Source organism: Pedobacter suwonensis, assembly GCF_900111825.1.
GTDB classification, from domain to species: Bacteria; Bacteroidota; Bacteroidia; order Sphingobacteriales; family Sphingobacteriaceae; genus Pedobacter; species Pedobacter suwonensis.
In genome coordinates this window covers 45,235-66,829 of record NZ_FOJM01000013.1, presented here as the reverse complement: position 1 = coordinate 66,829, position 21,595 = coordinate 45,235, and the positions used below count along the sequence as shown (strand labels likewise).

18 protein-coding genes are annotated in these 21,595 nt (G+C 40.0%); 8 read left to right on the top strand and 10 right to left on the bottom strand.

The window, feature by feature from the left end; genetic code table 11:
- Positions 1-201 precede the first annotated feature (201 nt).
- Complete coding sequence (locus tag BM107_RS16805; protein ID WP_090985452.1) at positions 202-1,392, bottom strand: aspartyl protease family protein; 1,191 nt, start codon at positions 1,390-1,392, stop codon at positions 202-204.
- 241 nt (positions 1,393-1,633) lie between these two features.
- Between BM107_RS16805 and BM107_RS16800 the strand changes: the two genes are divergently transcribed.
- Positions 1,634-2,971, top strand: a complete 1,338-nt coding sequence (locus BM107_RS16800) for a gliding motility protein GldB-related protein (protein WP_090985450.1) — start codon at positions 1,634-1,636, stop codon at positions 2,969-2,971.
- 145 nt (positions 2,972-3,116) lie between these two features.
- Entirely contained in the window at positions 3,117-3,563 is a 447-nt protein-coding gene (locus BM107_RS16795) for a hypothetical protein (RefSeq protein WP_090985448.1), read from the top strand.
- A 242-nt stretch (positions 3,564-3,805) separates the two neighbouring features.
- Here the strand turns inward: BM107_RS16795 and BM107_RS16790 are convergent, their stop codons facing one another.
- Together BM107_RS16790 and BM107_RS16785 are read right to left on the bottom strand one after the other, a co-directional pair.
- The gene (locus BM107_RS16790) at positions 3,806-4,891 is read right to left on the bottom strand and encodes a PAS domain-containing sensor histidine kinase (RefSeq protein WP_090985446.1); all 1,086 of its coding nucleotides are present in this window, start codon (positions 4,889-4,891) and stop codon (positions 3,806-3,808) included.
- A gap of 208 nt (positions 4,892-5,099) precedes the next feature.
- Positions 5,100-5,462 carry a response regulator transcription factor gene (locus tag BM107_RS16785; RefSeq protein WP_090985444.1) on the bottom strand — a complete coding sequence of 121 codons (363 nt, stop codon included), beginning with the start codon at positions 5,460-5,462 and terminating at the stop codon, positions 5,100-5,102.
- 563 nt (positions 5,463-6,025) lie between these two features.
- On the opposite strand from BM107_RS16785, the gene BM107_RS16780 reads away from it, so the two are divergent.
- A complete protein-coding gene (locus tag BM107_RS16780) occupies positions 6,026-6,973 on the top strand; it encodes an EamA family transporter (RefSeq protein WP_090985441.1) in 948 nt (315 codons plus the stop codon).
- A gap of 275 nt (positions 6,974-7,248) precedes the next feature.
- Here the strand turns inward: BM107_RS16780 and BM107_RS16775 are convergent, their stop codons facing one another.
- The gene (locus BM107_RS16775; RefSeq protein WP_090985439.1) at positions 7,249-8,271 is read right to left on the bottom strand and encodes an LLM class flavin-dependent oxidoreductase; all 1,023 of its coding nucleotides are present in this window, start codon (positions 8,269-8,271) and stop codon (positions 7,249-7,251) included.
- Positions 8,272-8,391: 120 nt separating this feature from the next.
- Between BM107_RS16775 and BM107_RS16770 the strand changes: the two genes are divergently transcribed.
- Both BM107_RS16770 and BM107_RS16765 read left to right on the top strand, forming a co-directional pair.
- Positions 8,392-8,898 (top strand): tetratricopeptide repeat protein, encoded by a 507-nt coding sequence (locus tag BM107_RS16770; RefSeq protein WP_090985437.1) that lies wholly within the window; start codon positions 8,392-8,394, stop codon positions 8,896-8,898.
- A 275-nt stretch (positions 8,899-9,173) separates the two neighbouring features.
- Positions 9,174-9,662, top strand: coding sequence for a DUF4385 domain-containing protein (locus tag BM107_RS16765; RefSeq protein ID WP_090985435.1), 489 nt, complete (start codon positions 9,174-9,176; stop codon positions 9,660-9,662).
- Positions 9,663-9,722: 60 nt separating this feature from the next.
- Here the strand turns inward: BM107_RS16765 and BM107_RS16760 are convergent, their stop codons facing one another.
- The 4 genes from BM107_RS16760 to BM107_RS16745 form a co-directional block, all read right to left on the bottom strand.
- Positions 9,723-10,496 (bottom strand): DNA-formamidopyrimidine glycosylase family protein, encoded by a 774-nt coding sequence (locus BM107_RS16760; RefSeq protein ID WP_090985433.1) that lies wholly within the window; start codon positions 10,494-10,496, stop codon positions 9,723-9,725.
- A 118-nt stretch (positions 10,497-10,614) separates the two neighbouring features.
- Positions 10,615-11,376, bottom strand: coding sequence for a DUF72 domain-containing protein (locus BM107_RS16755; protein WP_090985431.1), 762 nt, complete (start codon positions 11,374-11,376; stop codon positions 10,615-10,617).
- Positions 11,377-11,697: 321 nt separating this feature from the next.
- Positions 11,698-12,681, bottom strand: a complete 984-nt coding sequence (locus tag BM107_RS16750; protein WP_317614806.1) for a helix-turn-helix domain-containing protein — start codon at positions 12,679-12,681, stop codon at positions 11,698-11,700.
- Complete coding sequence (locus BM107_RS16745) at positions 12,623-13,549, bottom strand: alpha/beta hydrolase family protein (RefSeq protein ID WP_090985427.1); 927 nt, start codon at positions 13,547-13,549, stop codon at positions 12,623-12,625. The genes BM107_RS16750 and BM107_RS16745 overlap by 59 nt, the downstream gene beginning before the upstream one ends.
- Positions 13,550-13,945: 396 nt before the next feature.
- Between BM107_RS16745 and BM107_RS16740 the strand changes: the two genes are divergently transcribed.
- Together BM107_RS16740 and BM107_RS16735 are read left to right on the top strand one after the other, a co-directional pair.
- Positions 13,946-14,965 (top strand): SDR family NAD(P)-dependent oxidoreductase, encoded by a 1,020-nt coding sequence (locus BM107_RS16740; RefSeq protein ID WP_090985425.1) that lies wholly within the window; start codon positions 13,946-13,948, stop codon positions 14,963-14,965.
- 170 nt (positions 14,966-15,135) lie between these two features.
- The gene (locus tag BM107_RS16735) at positions 15,136-15,951 is read left to right on the top strand and encodes a helix-turn-helix domain-containing protein (protein ID WP_090985424.1); all 816 of its coding nucleotides are present in this window, start codon (positions 15,136-15,138) and stop codon (positions 15,949-15,951) included.
- A gap of 2,056 nt (positions 15,952-18,007) precedes the next feature.
- On the opposite strand, the gene BM107_RS16730 is transcribed toward BM107_RS16735, so the two are convergent.
- Positions 18,008-19,492 (bottom strand): TlpA family protein disulfide reductase, encoded by a 1,485-nt coding sequence (locus BM107_RS16730; protein WP_090985422.1) that lies wholly within the window; start codon positions 19,490-19,492, stop codon positions 18,008-18,010.
- 97 nt (positions 19,493-19,589) lie between these two features.
- On the opposite strand from BM107_RS16730, the gene BM107_RS16725 reads away from it, so the two are divergent.
- Positions 19,590-21,161, top strand: coding sequence for a hypothetical protein (locus BM107_RS16725; RefSeq protein ID WP_090985420.1), 1,572 nt, complete (start codon positions 19,590-19,592; stop codon positions 21,159-21,161).
- Here BM107_RS16725 and BM107_RS16720 read toward each other — a convergent pair.
- Positions 21,139-21,591, bottom strand: a complete 453-nt coding sequence (locus tag BM107_RS16720; RefSeq protein WP_090985419.1) for a GtrA family protein — start codon at positions 21,589-21,591, stop codon at positions 21,139-21,141. The two genes, BM107_RS16725 and BM107_RS16720, sit on opposite strands and share 23 nt — an antisense overlap.
- Positions 21,592-21,595 lie beyond the last annotated feature (4 nt).

The window sequence follows — 21,595 nt, the reverse complement described above, 5'->3', positions numbered from 1 at the left end:
GCGGAAGCATTTTCAGCATAACCTCACATCTTATTTCGGCAATGACCTGGAATCTCATCCAAACCAGCGGTGAAGTTTCCGGTAGCTGTCTTATTGGGGGGCCACGCCGATAGAGCGGATAAACCTTTGCATAACGGATAGCAGCAAAAATTTGCGCTTAACCCGATATCTTCGTCTGGAACTCCTTTTGGATAAGAACCTTTATAATAATTTCTCTATCTTAAACACGCATTTTTTGGCTTGTCCGTCGCTGTCAATATAGTTTACTTCAACCTCTTTATTTTCATTCAACAGCATTTTCCGATAGTCCTTTAAATCTTTGGATTCCAATTTATTGATTGCAGTAATTACCTGGCCCTTCCGAAGGCCGCAACGGTAGGCTGCAGATTGCTCTATGATTTCGTCTATCATCACCTTCCCTCCCTGCAGAATAATTTTAAAAGGCGCAACAGCGGTAGTAAAATCCTGTTGATATAAAAAATTTGGTTTCAGGTAGAGTTTCCTGGCACTATAGTCCAGAATAAAATCAAAACGGTGTATAATCTGGCTGCCCAATATACCCAGGTACTTTTTAGAAGCACTCACCCCCTCCCCGTCTGACGATATACTTACAGGCAGTTTCCCTTTGAAAATATATGGACCAATAGAAAGAGAAGCAATGGCTGCAAGTGTAGTGGCACTTTTGGTGGTTAAACTGTTCTGCGTACTCGAAACAGTTTTGCCTATTTTTGTTAATAAATCATGTTGTTGCTGAAAAGGGGTATTAAAAAGCAGTGCCAGGCCCGCGCCGCTATCAAACAATATATCTCCGGAAAGCTTTTCCCCATTCAATAAATGCACATCAATGCCAAAACGTGGGATAGGTATTCCATCATCCAGAATAAAATCTATGGCCTTATAATCAGCCATGTTTAATTGTGTTTTAAAAGGATACAGCAATATTTGTCTTTTTGTAATATTTACGACAGTTAAATAATTGCTCAGGATATCATTCCCAATAATACCATCAAACTTTCTACCAACCGTTGCATTAAGTCTGGAAAGATCATCAAGAACAAAATTTAAATGATCAATACTTACTGATTCATTTAGAAAAATTTTTTGTCCCGTAGTATAGCGGTACATTTTAATGCCCCCTGCCCCGCGGATCTCCTGATGAAGATCTGCCTTAATATTAAATTTTTCGGCTACATGGCTATCGAGTAAAATGGTCGAGGCACCTGTATCAAAAAAGAAAGTTAACGAATCCTTGCCGTTCAATGCAGGCAGTTTGATCAGAATACTTTTATTATCATATAATTCAAAAGGAAGTATAATCTGTGAAAAAGTTACTGAATGCACTAAATTGAACAGGAGAAAAAAAATAAGGGCTGCATTAAATTTCGACGGCATTTCCGGGGAGTTTAAGTGAATTGTAGAAGATCAGTTTTGCGTAATTTATATAAATAAATCATTTTATTTATAATATTGAAAAACTAATTTATAGCTGAACTCAGCAGCGCAAATTATTTAATTAATGCTAAAATAAATAAATTTTAAATTGAACGATGAAGCATATTACCGAAGTAATTTTACGGGTAATTTCTAAATATTGCAACGATATACATTTTAAAGTGTCTATTAAAATAAAAACATGTTTAAATTATTTACCGTTCTATTTATTTTACTGCACGCTGTTTCCTATGCTCAGAATTTTGTTGATTTTAAGCAGAATGATAAAAAGACTGCATTTAGTGGCAGAAATGAATTAAACTATAATGTACGGCTTAAGAAGGGTGAAGTTTATCTGATTAAGGTTTATCAGGAAAATATTGATATTGAAATTAATCTCTATGATGAAGCTGGTGAAAAAATCTTATCGACAGATCTTGCCGACGGTAATAAAGGAACCGATAAGTTGGAGTATGAACCCGCAAAAGGCGGACTTTATAAAATCAACATCAAATCAGTCTCTCCAAAACCTTCACCAGATGGGGTGATCAGTATGAATTTTGCCCGGCTAAGTAAAAGTGTGCTGGAGCGGAGAAGAAAGATTGCTAAAGCCCTTGAACCCGAAAATGCAAAAGATGTTTCAACTATTGACATCAAGCACTTCTGGGAAGCATTTGATGCCTTAAAAGCTGCTAAAACCTATAGCGACAGCGTTAATACTATTCAAAGTAAATATCTTGACCGGGCTACAAACGGTTTGAAGGAATTTGCGAAAGTCAGGTATTTTTCGCCCGAATTTTATACTGACAGGATTAAAAAATATAAAAAGTTTTATGAAAGCGTACGTCAAAACACCTTGTTATTTTCAGATTCGGAGCGCTTATCGGATATCATCAGGCAGACCCGTTCGTTATATCCCAATGGAAAGGAGGCCAGGATAGCCATCACTATCGGACCAATGTCTTCTGGAGGGACCATTTCCAACAATTATGTTTTAATAGGGCTGGAGATGATCGCCGGGGATAAGAATTGTGATGTTTCAGAAATCACCAATGAAAATTTAAGATCAGATATATTAGCGCGATCAGATCAGGCAGATGTTTTAAATTTTGTAAGGGAGACCATTGCCCACGAATATATCCATACCCAACAGCGAAAAATGAATCCGACAGCCTGTGAGTGTGTTCTACTTAAGAATGTGATTAAAGAGGGTGTTGCCAGTTTTATTTCTGAGGTGTTGATTATGAAGAGAAACCAGGAAACCGGTAGCCGCGCTTCGCTGTATGCAACTGCACACGAAAAGGAACTGTGGCAGGAAATGAAGAGCGAACTCTGCACCAAAAATCTCCAGAATTGGTTATTCAATGCGGCAAGTAGCAAGAATAGGCCTGGCGATCTGGGTTATAGGATCGGATATAAAATAGCGGAATCTTTTTATCACAAGTCTGACGATAAAAAGATGGCCATTAAAGAAATGATTGAGACCGATAATCCGCTTGTCTTTTTGAACAAAAGTGAATATGATTTAAAATTTCGATAAGCTGTAAAGCTTGCTCTGTCATCAATAACGCGTCAATCCTCATTTTTAAAACCGGAAATAACGGTTTACAAGAGAAAGATATTGTTCAGTAATATTACCTGAGACCAAGGCAGGATTGTAAAGACCAATACGAATTAAACGGACCATGAAACATTTGATTATTTTACTTTTGGTACTCACCGCCTGCAACAACAGCAAACAGCAAAATTTTGAGCTCAAGCCCTTAAATCCAGATGTTCAACAATTTAAATCAGGAACGAATAACAATCGCATTGACTATTTTTATATCAGGGGAAACTTTTTCTATAAAAAATCAACCTATGCACTGCTTGGGGATAAAGTCAATAGGAAAATCAATTCTGCGATTTTACCAGACTATGATTTCTATTCCGTTTATGTTTACCGCGATTTAGATCTTCCAAATAAAAAAGATGGAGGGGGTATTAATACTTTCGATGGACAAAACAAAAACCTGGTTGCGTATATCCGGTATAAACGAGGGCATATGGATATTTTTTATATTATTAACAATGGGAATGTAGTGTATAACCTTATATCCGGAAAAGAAATGGATTTTGAGTTTGATCAGTAATAAGTCGAGAACTGATCTGCTTATCCTTTAATGATTAGCATATCAATCATGTTCGAAAACAATCATTAAGAGAAAGCAAAGTAAATGTCAGATGTTAACTCGTGCTAAGTTCAGCATGAGTTCCGCTCGTGATGTTCAGTTGTATTAGTGTTTACGTTAACTTACCCATCTCCTGAAATGTGAAATTTAGTTGGCTATCTTTCAAGGATATTATAATAAGGTAGACAGCCCTAAAAGTGCTGTTAAATATTGCCTGTTGGTATAGAGAATATAACCGTTGTGCCCGTCTGCTCGATATCTGCAACCTGAATGCTGCCCCCATGGCGAAGAATCACCTCTGCACACAGATACAATCCTATTCCCAGGCCATCCACCTGCAACTTCGTATTGGCCCTGTAAAATTTTTGAAATATTTTCTTACGATCTCCCGGCGCTATCCCGATTCCATAATCCCTGACGCTGAAGTTGACCTGATCATGATCTGATGTAATGGTAATTTCGAGATTTGGATCATTTTCAGAATACTTGATTCCATTGTTGATCAGATTGGTGATGACTTGGGCAATCCGATGACGATCGCCATGTACCAAAATTTCATCCGCATCTGCCCGCACTTCGATCTTCGCAAGGGCATGAATAACCCTGGCATTGTCTGCAATCTCATCGGCAAGTCTGCGAATATCAAACGTTGTTTTTGCCAGGCTGATTTCTTTTAACTTTGCATTTACCGGTAGGGCCATCTCGCCTAAAAGACGATTAATCCTTTCGGTTGATCCCAGCGCCCTGGTCACAATATTCAGGGCTTTTTCCTCACTCCGCGGCTGCAACATACGCTCAAGCAATTGTAAAGATGCCATTACAGCCGACAGTGGCGTTTTCAGTTCATGCATGGCCACATTCAAAAGTTCATCGCGCAGTACTTCTAGATCTTTCTTTTCGGTAATGTCCAGCGTTGTTCCCAATAGCTCATAGGGGATGCCGTTTTTGTACAACACTTTACCATTTGCGTCTATCCAGTGGATACTGCCATCCGGATGTTTTACCCGGTACTGAGCCTTATAAAGCTGTTGATGTTCTATCGCAGCTGAAACCTTGGCCTGCATTTCCGGCAGATCTTCAGGAAGTATACAACTTAGCATGTCAGCATAACTAAATGCTTTGGACGGATCCCAGCCAAAATTCTTTTTGCACTGCGGGGTGCAGGCCATAAAGTTGCTGTTAACCAGGTTGACTCTCCAAAAACCCATGGAAACCTGTTCAAGTGCAATATCAAGATGCTCGTCAGAGATATTAAACGTTTGATCAGCGTTAGGAAGTTTCGAACTCATACGATCTCTTTGCGAATATTTTTAGCAAAATTAACATAAATAATGTGAATTTCCACAGCGGTGTATGTGAAATGATATATCTTGATTAATTTTATTGTATTGATCTGTATAAAGAAATGATGCTGCGATGTTTCTTAACGGTAACTGATTGGCTCAATAAAAGACCGGTTTTACAGGGCGATCATGACTCGTTGTAAAACCATAAACGCTAAGCCATCATTTCAAAAGCACGTGTCAGCAGATTATCAACATCAAAAGGTTTACCCATAAAGCCGTCTGCTCCGCATTCCTGCGCTAAAATATCTCCGTTAGACTCAGCCGACATCAATAAAACAGGTGTTTTATTGTTAGGATAGCTCGATTTGAACAATCTGCATAATTCATTACCATTATATCGTGATCCGATGAGCCTGATATCCATTACAATCAAATGAAAGCCTCCCTTATCGATAAATTCGGGATTAGGTGCAATGTTTAGTACAGTAGTATGATAACCTACCGCTTCAAAGATCATTTGAAATAATTCACTGATTTCTTGATCATCTTCAATGATGAGTATGTGTTTTTCCATAGGTATCGATTTTAAGTGATTCCAATACGGTCACAGCGATCGATTTTCGATGGCGATAGTAGTATCTGCGTTTGTTAACGTATAACAGCGTTGAAAGTTTTGATTTTTCTACCAATCTGTTGAGAATCTCTTCAGTGTATGTTTTTAATAGAGCTGCCGCCTTCCCGGTCCACTGTTGCTCCTTATTGACATTACTTCAAATCTGCCGGGTATCTGATGAATTGTGCAACCAGTAGTCTGTTAAGATTTCCCGCAAGCTTATCCAACTGTCAACAACAAACTGGTAGCTCATTTCTTCCACCATATCAATTTCTTGTTGAGCAGGTTGAGCGAACGGTAGATCTTAAAAAAATGATCATTTAGTACCAAACCAACTTAATATATTTTTTAATGCTTGCCGGGGCATCATCTGCATCTGCCGGGATGGCAAGTCCCGTAAAGCCGAACGTCGGGTATGATACAATAGGCAGTTAAAAGATCAATAAATATATGTTAATTTGTATTTCATGTCATAAATGTGCTTTACATGTTTATGGATATTATAAGATCAACATTCTGACAAATTGAAAACCGCAAAATATTACCTTGCTGCTATATTCGCGTATGCGACCTGGGGCTTTTTTAGCTTAGTTTTAAAACCGCTGAGCGGATATGCTTCGGTAGATATTTTATTTTACCGCATTTTTAGCTGCGCCATATTAATGGTTTTCATTACCGCCTTATTTAAGCGTGCCGATTTGCTTAAAGCTTTCTCAGATATTAAAGCCTTACCTGCTAAACAAAAACGAAATATGCTTTTACTGAATGTAGGTGGAAGTATTCTTTTAAATATCAACTGGTTCTCATTTATTTACGTGCTCAACCACGTAAGCATTAAGGCCACCTCACTTGCCTATCTTGTGTGCCCGATTATTACGACATTGCTTGCTTACTGGCTTTTGCACGAAAAGCTCAATAAGATACAATGGGCGGCTGTTGCATTGAGTATAATTGGATGTTTACTCCTATCCTATGCCAATATTATGGATATGGTTTATGGTATCATTATTGGGTCAAGTTATGCCGCGTACCTGGTAAGCCAGCGTAAAAATATTGGGTTTGATAAGTTCATCACCCTCACCTTTCATATCGTGCTTTCTGCCTTGCTGCTGCTTCCCTTTTACCCTGCTTACAGCGGGCGTATACCTGGCACGACGACATTTTGGGTACTGATAGAAGTGATAGCACTTGGCTTTACAGTAATTCCATTATTTCTGAATTTGTATGCCTTAAAGGGTTTAAATTCATCAACAGTGGGCATGTTGCTTAACATCAACCCCATTATTGCATTTGCTATAGCAGCTCTGGTATATCTTGAGCCTATCAGTCCCTTACAAATGGCGGCCTACAGTATTATCTTCCTATCGGTTATCGTTTTTAATGCGCATTACCTTTTAAAAAATAAGCAAAAGCAGATGCATGGCAGAGATCAGCCTTCTTTTGGCAAAGATTCAGGCTACTCAGAGGCATAAAGATATTGCTGCTTTTAGATGTAACCGCATCAAGCAGGCCGGCCATATATACAACTTCCGTAGGGTAGCCTTTAATCGTTTAAATTAATTGCTCCACCTTTGATGGCCATCATTATCTCCAAAAATTTGACTCCTTAAATCGTTTGTATATCATACAAAAACAAGAAAGCGGAAAAAACCAAGGCTCTTCCCGCTTATCTAAATTAACGCTCTCATTATATAAACATCATTGTCGCCAATATGTTTGCTGTGATTTAAAAAAAGATCAATTTCGGCTATCTCCAACCAAGTCCTGGCGCAACATGCTCCAGAATGGCAGATAAAATATGAATGTTGTAATCTACACCCAGCGTGTTTGGAATGGTCAATAATACCGTATCTGCTTCCTGTATTGCCTCATCTGCTGCCAGTTCCTTTATCAGCTGATCGGGTTCAGCGGCATATCCCCTGCCGAAAACTGCCCGTTGAGTGGGCTCAATATAACCAAAACTATCTGCCGCCTTCCCCTGCTGTCCGAAATAATACCTGTCCTGATCGTTCATCAATGCAAATATAGAACGGCTGACAGACACCCTTGGCTTGCGGTCATGTCCAGCCCTTTTCCAGGCTTCCTTATACAACCTGATCTGCTCAGCCTGCTGAACGCTGAAGGGCTTGCCATTTTCATCAAACTTCAATGTAGAACTCTGCAGGTACATGCCCTGCTCCGCCGCCCACACCGCAGTGGCATTGGAAGCCGCTCCCCACCAGATGCGTTCGCGCAGCCCCTCAGAATAGGGTTCTAACCTCAACAGTCCCGGAGGATTGGGAAACATTGGATTTGGATTCGGCCTTGCGAAACCTTCGCCATTCAGTCTTTCCAGAAACTCCAAAGCCTTTTGCCTGCCCATATCCGCATCGTTCTCGCCATCCTTTGGTGAAAAACCGAAATACCGCCAGCCTTCAATCACCTGCTCGGGCGAACCCCGGCTGATGCCCAGTTGTAACCTGCCACCAGAGATCAGGTCGGCCGCACCCGCATCCTCAACCATATATAAAGGGTTTTCATAGCGCATATCGATAACCCCCGTTCCGATTTCGATCTTTGAAGTTTTTGCACCAATTGCCGAAAGCAGCGGAAAGGGCGATGCCAATTGCCTCGCAAAATGGTGTACCCTGAAATACGCGCCGTCGAGCCCGATCTCTTCGGCCGCAACAGCCAAATCGATAGACTGCAGCAAAGTATCACTGGCGGTACGCGCCTGATATGAGGGATGTTCGGACCAATGCCCGAAAGATAAAAATCCGATTTTCTTCATTTCATTAATTGCTAAATTCAAAGTTAGCATTACGCTCATTGCCAGAGGGTCATCATGTAGTCATAACCGCTACTGTCTTTTATCAAACAATAGCCCTGGCTAATTGTTCCCAAATCAGTTATGTCTAGACGAAAACAGATACAGTCAAAGGAGCAGTTGGATGCTGGGTTCGAACTGGAAAGAGCGGGCGATAGCGCTGCCGCACTAAAACGCTACCAGCAAGCTTCACGGACAGATCCAACCAATTCCCATGCATGGAACAGGCAGATGGTATTGTTGCGCAAAGCTAAATCAAAAGAGGATGAGATCAAGCTCATTCAAAAGGCCATAGCCGAATACCGGAAAGCCTACGAAACCAAACAACAAGACTGGATGAAAGAAAACAAGGCCAAAGCAGAGAGCACACGTGAGCTGGCGCATGTACTTGGTCTGCTAGAATCAACAGGCTTTCCAAAAAACATAGATACCACCATCGAAAAATGGCAGACCAGGCTCTACTTACTTGAATACCGGGTCAAAAATGCCCGAAAGAAGAAAACTTCGTCAAAAAAGCCTGTAAGCAAATCATCAAAAAGCACAACTGCTGCGACGAAAAAGCCTAAGCAAAACGCACAAACCCAGGCTTAACAAAAAGCAATAAGGTCAGTCCGATATGAATAGGGCTAATAGCCCTAAACCAACAATATTTAAAACTGATTTTTTAATAGCTCAAATGTCCGGATTTGTTCAAAATGCTTCTCTCGTACCCTAAATTATTTTTTTCTGCCATCGCTGGTGGATAATAGCGCCTTAAGTTTGAAGATCTCCTAATTCTTCTTGTTATCATTGATTATCCAATAGCTGTCTTTATCGTAATTTCACAGGAATAAAAACATAACCATAAGCGGATACGTTGATTAGCTATGCCAGTAACAGGAAAGCCAACTTACCTTGATTTTGACAACCAAAAATATCCTTGGAAAAAGAATATCAATTATAGAAATAATCTCGAAAAATACAGGGTTGGCAAAGGCGAACAGGGTGTTCTGATCTGTGAGCCTTATAAATCTGAGATTGGCCAGTTCTGGAGGTTTCGGACGCCAGAACTCGCAAAAGATAGCAGTGAAAAGATATTTAAAATGTTCCTTAATTATATACAAGAAAATGATTTTGTTGGGGCAGACGTGGCAAGAAAATACCTGCAGATGGGTTATACCCGCGCCAGGCGATACGCCAATTATAAAGGCGGAAAGAAATACGATAAAAACAAGGATTATACGCCACTTGAGCGGGGCACTGGTTCGGCAGAGAAAGCTAAATCCGCAGCAATATTCTACGCCACCTATAAATTAGCAGAGGCCCATCCGATTTATAAGTCAATGAAGGTAGTCTGGAAAAAACGGCTGGGATAACAAATTCAAATGCCACCATATTGAAAGCAAGATTTGTCCGGTAATACTCAGGATTGCTTTTTAGGAATATAATTGCTGTTCATCGGTGTAATAACTGGTCCTTCCACCGATCTTTTCTGACTTCACGATTGCTCCGGAAGGAGATTTTTTCAGCTTTGCCCCATGTATTTTCATCAAGTCGCGCAGCTCGCCGCGAAGCTCATCTCCGTTCTCTTTTGCGATAGCTGTAATGGCTTCTTTCAAAACAGACTTCAAACTATCGAACAATTTATTGAGGATTTTTTCCGGTATGGCCGAGCTGATCGAAAACGGGGATACTCTGGCATCCCACAGGATCTCATCTGCATATGAATTACCAATGCCACGTATCTTCTTCTGGTCCATCAGCACCTCCTTAACCATTTTCTTGCTCTTGAACAGCACCCTGGTAAAATAATCCTCATCCATTTCAAGCGCATCCGGTGCCTTAGCAACGTCGGGATTTAAGGTAGGTGTTGCCGCACGCAAGCTATCTACCAAGGCAAAGCCCTCACCCCCCGAAAAATGAAAAGCAAGTATGGCGTATTTTGGCAGCTCCGAACCGCTATGGATCGCCTCCAGTTCACCCCTAAGCATCAGATGAACCTGTAGAATTTCCTTACCGAAATGAAAGTGCAAAGTTTTTCCATAGCGTAAAACATTCGAAAGCTTTTTTCCTTCGAGCCTGGCCTTGAGCTGTGCAGCAGTCACGTTTAGCTTTTTTGTCACTTTTACTTCCAATTCCTTTAGGGTTTTACCCTTGAACCGACGCGAAAGGATCTGCGCAAACACTTCTAAGTCTGGTAGTTCAGCCATAACATATTTTAAGATTAAACACGCCTATTTTTATATTTCTTACGGATCTTACTAATCGATTTGCTGGATTGAAACACTGTTCATGCCCGAAAAGTTTAGACCTACCCTTCAGCAGATACTAATAGGTATCCCTAACGATCTGGCGCAGCATATTCAGGTTGGCATGTGCCTCTCCCATCGTATTATTGAAATACACGAATACCTTTTTGCCTTCTGAAAGCCACTCGGTTACATAACTTGCATACTCGTACAGCACGTCGTCTGCATAACTTCCCCTGTAGTTTCCTCCCGGACCATGAAACCTGAGGTAGATAAAATCGGGATGGCTTTCCCTTACCGGAGAACTGGCAGGCGACTTGTCATGTATCACCATACCAAGCCCAAACTCTTCCAAAAGTTCATACACCTCGTCTATATATAAAGAGGGATGTCGAAATTCCAAAGCGATCTTCCACTCAAAAAAAGGATCATGAGTTCTAAGCACCGACATGAGAAAGCGCAACTGCGCAAAATGAGCAATCCTGATGCTCGGGGGGAACTGCACCAAAAGACAGGCCTTTTTATCCCCGACATGAGAAATGACCGAAAAAAATTTAGATACCATCTCGGGATCAAAGGCCAGATCCTTATTGTGGGTCACCTCCTTGAAAAGCTTAAAAGTGAACCGAAATTTCTCAGGCACATCAGCCGCCCATTTTTTCATCGTGGAAGCCTGCGGTATTTTATAAAAGGAAGAATTGATCTCGATAGAATCCATCAGCGATGCGTAATAGCACAGCCTGCTCTTCTCCTGAAATTCTTTGGGGTAGTGCAATTTATTGGGAACGGGCAACAATAGCCCGCTGGTACCCGAGTAATAGTTTTCAAAAGCGATGTCCATATGATCTAAACAAGTCGAATAGAAAAATTGTTGAACGGCCAGATCAGAAGAAAGGCCGCGCTAGGCATTGATCTAAAAATACCTAAAAACAAAAAAAACAGCTTTTTTCAGAACTGCTTTGAAACTCTGGCTCAGTAGCGGTGCGTCATTAGAATCATTTTGTGGAGGAATTAATTGAAACCGTGATTTTCGAAAATTTTAGAAGAGTACTGATTTAATTAGCGCATTCAAATATGGGTAAACTACATAAAAAAAATCTTAAACATTAAAAAAAAGGAACAACAAGTCGCAACAAATGAGGTAATTGTGTTTTGAACAAAGTCAACTGAAAGAACGTCTGAAATCCAGGGGCGAGACACTGGTTTTAAGCTTAAAAAGTTTACTAAAGGATTGCGAGTGCTCAAAACCTAATTCATAGGCAATCTCGCTTATTGAAGCCTGGGTTGTCGATAACTGTTCTTTCGCTTTTTCGATCAGATGGTTGTGGATGTGCTGTTGTGCATTTTGTCCCGTATGTAACCGCAGCATATCACTTAAATAACTGGAGCTGACGTTTAATTGCGAGGAGAGAAATTGTACAGTAGGAAGCCCCTGCTTTTGGGGATTTGCCGACCGGAAGTAAACCTGTAAAATGTCTTCTACCTTTTGAAGGAGATCGCTGCTTATTGCTCTACGGGTGATGAATTGCCTGCTGTAGAATCGATTTGAATAATTTAGCAGTAGTTCTATCTGGGAGATAACAACGTCCTGACTGAAGTTATCGATCCTGCTTTTCAATTCTTCTTCGATACTTTGAAAAACAGAAATAATTGTGATTTTTTCTTTTTCAGATAAGTGCAACGCTTCATGGATAGCATAGGAAAAAAATCCATATTCTTTGATCTTCCTGGCGAGCTCGTAGCCCAGTAAAAGATCTGGATGGAAAAGTAACGTATAGCCAGACTGATCGCTTAGGGGTGCATGTTGTCCTGTGATCTGGTTAGGTGAAACAAAAAACATTCCCCCCTCATCAAAATCATAGTAATGCTGCCCATATTTGAACTTTCCCTGAAAGTTCATCTTATAGGAGATTTTGTAAAAACTTAAAATATGCGGACTGGGAAGCCTTTCCAGTGGAATAGTTCCCTCAGCATTATTTATTAAACTTACCAACGGATGCATAGGTGCCGGCATATCCAGCGCCTTATGCAATCTTGATAAAGAATCAAATCTGTGGTTAGATAGCTCATTCTTCATACTGCCTGATTTATAACTTACTTTCAATGCTGCCCAGCGCACCTGCGCCGTTAAGAGCTTTCTTTGCATCTTCCCAACTTGTATTGTTCGGATCGAATGCACTACGAATATAGGCAAGAATGCTTTCACATACAAAAGCAACGCGCTCTGGATTTTCATCGCTTGTTTCACGGGCATCATATCCTGATATGCCACCAAAGATGTGTTCTGCGCCAAATACCGTCAACAGATCTTTTGGACCAGAGCTTTGATAGTATGCATCTGCACGCCAGTTGTCCACATCAGAGAACATGGGGTTTACGTCCTTGTCCCCGTTCACAATAAGTGCCGGCAAGGTCATAGTGCTGAAATTGCCGGCAGCCAATACCGGATAAAGCTGCCTGGCGGCTCCGTTAAATCCTTCTGGCCCGCCAGACGCACCAATGAGCACGCGAGCTTTTAATCTTGGCTCTGCCGCATTAACAATCTTACCTGTTGCAGGATCAGTTACTTCCATGCCAGAAAGCATCGCTACTGTTTGCCCGCCCATCGAATGGCCAACCACGGCAACTCTTGCCTTATCAACCCTTTCTGTTAACCCTGGTACTGTAGAAAGTATTTCCTCCAAGTGATCAAGAATAAACTTCATGTCCGCTGGCCTCGAACTCCAAAACAAGGGTGCTTCGGGAAGTGACGGGGAAAGCCCAAGTGCTTTGGAATTTTGATGGGTAGGTTGGATAACCACAAACCCATTATCCGCAAAAAAATCTGCAATAGGTCCATACCCTTTGTACGATGAAAGAAAGTTTGAAGGTCCATGCCCATGAGAAATAAGAATCACCGGCAGGTTGTTTCCGCTGGCGGGAGCAGAAACTTTCATTTCAAGGTCTACGTAACGGCCCGCAACTGGTAATACAACCGGACTAAAACTGATAATTGGTGTTTTTGACTGTTTCATTTTTTAATGATTTAAAATTTGATATAGTACAAAGGTCAGCAACCATGGATTCTCTGACGTAGTCAAATCGAAGCATTTCGTAGCCAATTCAGGGAAAAGGTTTATTAATCGCCTGATTAGGAATTATAGACGCTTCGGCTGTATCAAAAAGGCAGCCTCTTTCGGGTCAATGTCGCTACGTATTTCAAAACATTTCATTAACAAACTGATGAAAATAGGCTGCTTTTTTTTGAAAATTTTAGCAAAAAAACAAGCCAGTTTATGTTCATAAATTTTGCTAACCTAACACCGATAACAAAAGATATGACTTTCTAAACAAAGCAAATTGACACGCCAAACAAAATCCACCGTTAATCAACCTCCTACATTTGTCTTATCACATTTAATCAAAACAAAATGGAAAAGAACAACTATCAAGGCGCGTTACAACACCCATTGGGTTCAGGCTTTTGCGCTACCTCAACAGCAACCGAAGTCATCAAAGGCATAGACCTCACAGGAAAGATCGCTATTGTAACCGGTGGTAACGCTGGCATTGGTCTCGAAACTACAAAAGTACTGGCAGCAGCTGGCGCAACTGTAATTGTACCAGCAAGGGACATCGAAAAAGCGAAGAAAAATCTAAAAGGCATTCAAAAAGTGGAAATCGAAACAATGGACCTTGCCAGACCCGAAACCATAGATGCGTTCGCCGATAAATTTCTGGCATCAGGCAGACCACTGCATATACTCATCAACAATGCTGGGATCATGTGGGTGCCGTTACAAAGGGACAGCCGTGGTTTCGAATCCCAGCTATCCACCAATTACTTTGGACAATTTCACCTGGTGGCAAGATTATGGCCAGCGCTAAAAAATGCCAATGGCGCACGTGTTGTAAATGTTTCCTCTCTTGGACACCACATGGCGCCCTTTAATTTCGAAGATCCAAACTTCCAGCATAGGGAATACCAAACACTTATTGGATACGGACAATCAAAAACAGCGAGCAATCTATTTGCATTAGAACTTGATAACCGCGCAAAAGCGCATCAGGTAAGAGCATACTCCCTGCACCCTGGATCAATCGCCGGAACAGAACTGGCCAGGGATGCTGATATGGAACTGTTCAAACAGATGGGCTTTTTTGATGAAACTGGGAACATATGTCCGGACATCCTGGCCAGCCTGAAAAACATTCCACAGGGTGCGGCAACATCCGTTTGGGCTGCTACCAGTCCGCTGCTCAACAACATCGGCGGCGTGTACTGCGAAGATACCGATATCGCCGAACTGATATCGGAAGATTCCGCCATACAGACAGTCGCTAAACCGCATCAAAGTGGCGTAATGGAATATTCGCTGGACGAAAACAGTGCTAAAAAACTGTGGGACTTAACCGAGCAAATGACAGGAATAAAATTCAACGTGAACTGAGCACATGACCAGTACCATTTCCTTCCAGATTCAGAAAGCGTAAGAAGTAGCCAAACTGATTGCCTTCTTATCCAGTGAAGAGGCCGCTTTCATCACAGGTTCGGAGTACCTGATCGACAGTGGCCAGTGCATCTAATGGAATCTAATCAAAAACCAATAACTTTATCACAATGGAACATATCTCTAAATATCTGACAAAAGACATCAAGCTCTCCAGCTACGAAGACAAACTGTTCAAATCCGACCTGATGTTTGATGATCACATGCTGGTATGGTTTATTTCAGGGGAAACCAAAATCATACAGGCAGAATCTACCTTCAGTTTCAAAACAGGCGATATTTTTCTGATCCCGAGGAACGAACTTGCCACGATCATCAACTATCCGAAAAACGGATTGCCACATAAGACCGTGGTCATGCATCTGTCCACAGAAAGATTGAAGAAGTTCTATGAAAAAACCGAGCCTAAAAAGAAAACACCTCCCCTGCAGAAAATATACCGGTTCAGTAACCACCCGCTTTTGGAAAGTTGCCTGGCATCACTAATACCCTATTTTGATGTGAAAAGTGAATTCCCAGAAAGTCTGGCTAACCTTAAAATCGAAGAGGCCATCAATATCCTAAGGCTGATTGAACCTAGCGTAGATAGCGTCCTGGCCAATTTTGATGTACCCGGCAAGATCGATCTGATTGATTTTATGCAGCGCAACTTTATGTTCAACATGTCACTGGAAAAATTGGGCTATCTAACAGGCCGTAGCCTATCAACCTTTAACAGGGACTTCAAGAAGCTGTTCCATACCACACCCCAAAAATGGTTAACCGACAAAAGATTGGAGCTGGCTTATTATCATCTGGTTGAAAAAAAGAAAAAGCCGACGGAAATTTATCTGGAGGTCGGTTTTGAAGACCTTTCTCATTTTTCATTTATTTTCAAAAAGAAATATGGTGTTTCACCTAATCAGCTTCTCATAAAAAGTTATTGATTGAGTTCATCAAAAAATTCCAAATCAATGAATGGACTCGAACTTAAAAACCAATGCCCCAGACTAAGAAGGCATTTTTTCAGGATCTTCTACAACACCGCTAATGGTAAAATTCGATAATGTAAAATCTGGTAAGAATAACTTGAGTAAAGAGGTTAGGTAGAAGGCATGTGAAATGAAAATAGTAAAAAACAAAGCTATCTGTTTTTTTATCCTACTCCACAAAAAATCCCCTTAAACAAAAAAAGCAGCTCTTTTCAGAACTGCTTTTAAAACTCGGGGTCAGTGGCGGTGCGTAATTCGAACCATTTTATGGACGAATTGATTGAAATAGGCGGTTTTTCGAAAATTTTAGAGGAAAACAATCAATAATATATTGTTACTTTTTCAAAAGTTCAAATAGTTCAATATTCATGTATAGTGTTCCTTTCAGATTTTTTGATTTTAGAATTCCAATTTTCTAACCCACTTAAATATTTTGAAGCGTTACTCTTAATATCTTGAGTCTATCTACTAGAACTTCTCTTTTACAGTAGGGTTGTTCGAAAAGTAGTTCTAGTAGTAACAACGCGCTCCGGAAGGCAATTGTACCAGCCAATCCCAAAATCTTATCTCACAACCTAATCTTCGACTTTATGCCAGGGAACTATTTCTTCATTTCCACCTACAAACATATTTGATGAGATCCGGCTGACGTATTTACCACAGTATTAAAGAGTTTTAAAAGTAGTAGTTCAAGATAACATATACCAACATCTTTGATATGATGTATAGCCAAAGAAGGTACTTTGCGAATTTAATTCGCTTAGTATGGTTCGCGTTTGTAATCGAGTTACGGATAAAAGTAAACAGTTCAGGAAAATCCCGAAATTTGATCTCCTCAGTGTGCAATTGTTTTCAACTGTTTTATTTATCAGGAATATCTAGCGGAATATTTCCGTCCTGTATCAGAATTCTGATTTCCTCTGCAGTATTGGTTGCCTTTCCTTGAGCCGCTGTGTACAGGTTGCGCTGCTCGATCATCTGCCAGTTGAACAGTAACTCAAAAGCATTTTGCGGCAATACAATAGCTCCTCGCTAAATCCACTATTGTTGTTCGCTTCAACATACCAGTGCAACAGGCAATCAACGCATTCCTGACTGTCCGAATCCTTCATTAGGCTTATAAACGCGTGCCACATCGCATTAATCCCATTATGCCCAGCTTGTGGTAACCACTAGCCTACAGACTTATACCGGTCAACATGTCTTGAAGAGAAATCGGTCCAGGAAGCAGTGGACCAGCCCAGCCTTGTATTAAACGGGGAAAAGTTCATCTTCCATTTAAGAAGGTGAAAACAAACCGATAGCCTATATCATTTTTTGCATATCCTCAACTCCAATTTTAGAGTTTTTGAGTTGTAATACACCAGTAATGGACAAAGCATATCCACCAGTTTGCTCAAGATCCTGCTTGATTTCACCATAATTTTAAACCTTGTCTATCTTGACCAACTAGGCTGTATTTTCGAAGATTAACCTATTTTCCCTTACCCAGCCACTTGCATGGACCGGAATACACAGAAAGTCTCTCAAATTTGGCAGTTCGAAATGAAATCGATTAGTATGCTCCTGATTGTGAGTGATTAGAAATGGAGAGTTTATCGTGCCGGAGACACCATCACCATTCATTTTGGGTAAAAAGCGTAACCAGCTTTATATTAAGACCTGGTATGTTGATTTCATTAATTATTCTTCGATCCACTAGACCCTTAATTAATTCCCTATTCCGGCCTCCAACTAAAAAAGATCTCGCCATCAATATTAATGGGTATTTAATCAGAAACAATTTCAAATATCCCTTTGAAGATCGTTATCAGCTCATTTATTCCAGTAACAAATGAGGGCTTAAGTATTGTTGGAAGTTCACCCAGCCTCTTTTGAAATTCGGTCGAGATCTAAGTCATAAGCTTTTGTGCCCTCTACAGCAATTAAAATACGAGCAACGATATTAAATAAGTCCTCTTAAAATGGCTTTGTTTTTTTGTACTAAAACTCTCCTTTGGTATGATATATATTACATCTTTAGCAATTGATCAAGTACATTATTATCATCCATTAGACTGCCAAGATCAGGCGCAACATTGTCAATAAGTTTTCCATTTTTGTCAATCAATACATGATGAGGAATACTAGACACGTTATAAGCCTGACAAACAGGATTTTTTGTCCACCCTTTCGCTAAAAGATTTATGCCATTTAATTTTAAACTTTTGAGTTTTTTTTGCCAAGACTGTTCATCTGCATCCACGCAGATATTTATAAAAACAACGTCATTATATTTTTGATGTATCTTTTCTGCATATTGATTGATTTCGTTGATGCAGGGATTACAGTAAATACCCCAAAAACCAATATAAACAACCTTACCTTTAAAATCACTTAACGATACGTTTTTTCCATCAGTATTCTTAAGTGTAAAAACCGGAGCCTGCGTTCCCGAACGTAAACGCTGTATTTTATCATGGAAACGTTCAAGGGTATCGCGATATGATCTGGAAAGAATATCATCTTTAAATTTTTGATATGCTTTCTCAGAATTTTCGTAACCATAATCAGAATAGCCTGTAATGATCGAATTGGTGAGGTACCAATCCATGATAATGTTTGAAAGATACAAACCCGAGAGCCCGGCATAGCCATTGCCCAGGGTAAAGTTATACTCTTTATTTGCCGGCCCTTGGTTAGCAAGACTAACCTCACTGAAGGGGTTATTGGACCGAACTTGATTTTCGATATAGCTCCTGTAGTTTGGCGAAAAAGCAAAAACATTTTCATTGAGCAGATCTTCCCTACAGCCATATTTTAATGCGGCATCGTTCAGGCTATCAAGATTTAGCCTATACTGCTTAAACTGGTTTGCATTTTTATTCCTTTCCTGTGCATTGATCTTTTCAACAAACCTGAGCAAAAAGAAATAGTATTGATCTGCAAGCACCTTGGCTACGTATTTACTTTTGGGGTTCTGGTTAATCACTGAACAGTATTTATTGAATAAGGCCTGCACCTGCTGCATTTTTTCATCACCTGCTATTTCCCTGTTCTGTACAATTTTAAACATATCCAAAGTTTTGGGCCAATATGATTGGTACAGTTTTAAAACAAGATCTATTTCATCCTGACGAGAGGGTACTGATGAAACTGCAGTTATCCGAAATGTTTCATTAAACTTCGCCGCATCCCAGTTGATGATTAATGTATCGCCGGGAACAGCGAAAACCGGTATCCCCTGATGGTTTAGCGAAAGATATAGATCCTGCGGAGCAGAAATGGCTATTTCCTTAATAAAATTGCCATTCTTATCAATGGGCACGCCTACCAGATGTTTTGCTTTTATAAAATCAGTAATTAAAAATTCCCAAAAATCTCCGTCGGCATTTTTAACATTTCCTTTTATCACAAAACTTTTTGGTTCATCAGCCTGTGCAGCGGATTCTCCCTGATTTATTAAAGTTGCGGTAAGTATAAAGCTTAAAAAAAACCTGATCAGATGGAGTCTCATAAATTGATGTATAAATAGCTAAATATATAAAAGAAAAACGATTTACCAGAGAAAAATCATTGATTTTCATATTTTAGAACAAAAAAATAACGCTCCAATGAATAGATCAGACATCACAGAAACCATTAATTCCCTTTTCCACAAAAAATACCAAACCGGCAAAAACCTGCTTATTTATGGGCTGTGCATGTGTGGTTTGTTGATATTACTGGTATTCTGCTGGACTTATAAGCTGTCTGATTTTCCGGGTTTACATGGTGATGAAGCGTGGAGTGGCCTCAAGGCGTATTATTATCTTTATGTTGGTATAGATAAAGTTCACGGCATGAATAATTACACGGGAATACTTCAGCCATTGAGCACTCTTATCAGTTTCAAACTCTTCGGGATTAATGTTGTTTCGCTAAGGATATGTGGAATTTTCTTCAATCTGGCCGGCCTGGTTATTTTATTAGCCACATTTTGGAAAATTTCGGGGAGTAGTGCAATCAGTTTTCTGCTCATCATGTTACAATCTGCCTTATTGATCAGTGCACCACGTATTGCCTGGGAAGTAAATACATTTACCCTATTTTTTATTTCGATTATGGCGGCATCTATTTTCAGTATTGCCAGGCATCCAGAGAAAAAGAACAGGCTTGCGATCTGGCTATTTCTAATCTTTAGTTTATTGGGATCATATAACCATATCCTTTTTTCATGTATTTCTCTTGCGGGTACAATAGCCCTAATTTTTGTATCGGTAGTGAATAAAAAAATAACCTACAAAAAAGAACTTTTTCTTTTTCTAAGCAGTATTTTTAACCAGTCGTTTCTTTTTATCGGCATGTACTACTTTTCAGAAAACCGTATATCCGGTATAATCGGGGCTTTTTTTTTCCCCATTATCATTTACCTGCAAACAGCGTTTATACTGAAATTCAGCATTAAAGAAATAAATTTCCCTTTCCCTGATTTCCGCTACTTAAAACATTTCTTTCTTATTACCGCCGGAGCCAGCTTTGTTATATTCCACGGACATTCTTTTTTTGATGTTTTAACCGGTTACAGGGTTATCGCTTACCTTTATGCCATAGATACCAGTTATTTCTTAAGGATCGGACTATCCTTCTGCGGTTGCTTTATGGCAGCGGGCATCATTTATTTTTTATATCTAGATATCTTTAAATCAGGCCGTTACCCTGCGTTGGCCTATACAATAGTTGTTTATGCAGCCCTGCTGCCCCTATATACCCAAAGCACCTCTTACCGTTATTACCTAGCCATTTATATTTTAATCGCTATATATATGGCCTGCCACCTTTCTAAGCACCCTGGCAGGCAGATTTTATTTTGGCCGGTACTGTTTGTTTCCGGAATGCTGTTAAATATAGCAATATTTAAAAGCTTTGATTTAAACAGGCCCCATCTAGCCACCGTAGAAATCCCTGTTGGACAGGGACAGAAAGAACAATCTGCACATTTTTATTCTAAAGCACCAATTATAGATTTTCTGATAAAAAACAGGATTGGCAGGATTAACTATCCCAAAGACCGTTACTTTATCGAACAGCCAATTTTATTCTACCACCTGATCGCACCCTGGCAAGCATTCCCTTCCAGGCAGATGAAGATCGAATTGGATCCCTCGGGAAACAACAAGGGGTTTAAATTGATTTATGAACATTAGGTTTAGCCAATTTTAGATGTGCAAGTTTTTTTCTTTCTTTAAAGGTTAAAAAGAAATTTGCCGCGAAATTCCAAAAAAAGACTACGAAAACCGCCAAAGCTTTGCTATAGTAAAACTGGATATCCAGGTGCGTAAACAACATAATGCAAAAACTATTCAAAACCAATCCTAAAACTGCAATCGAGAAAAAACTGATAAATTGTGGAATGATATTTTTGTTTGCACTTTCAAAAGTCCATATCCGGTTAAGAAAATAATTGCTGGTTGCAGCTACAATAAAGCCAATTGCGCTGGATAGATAGGGATTGACAAAAAATGTATCCTTAAGAACATAGGTAACCGAAAAATCGAGTAGAAGACCTGAAAAGCCTACTGTGCCAAAGCGGATCATTTTGATGATAAAAAAGTGGTTCTTAGATTTTGATTTCATTTCT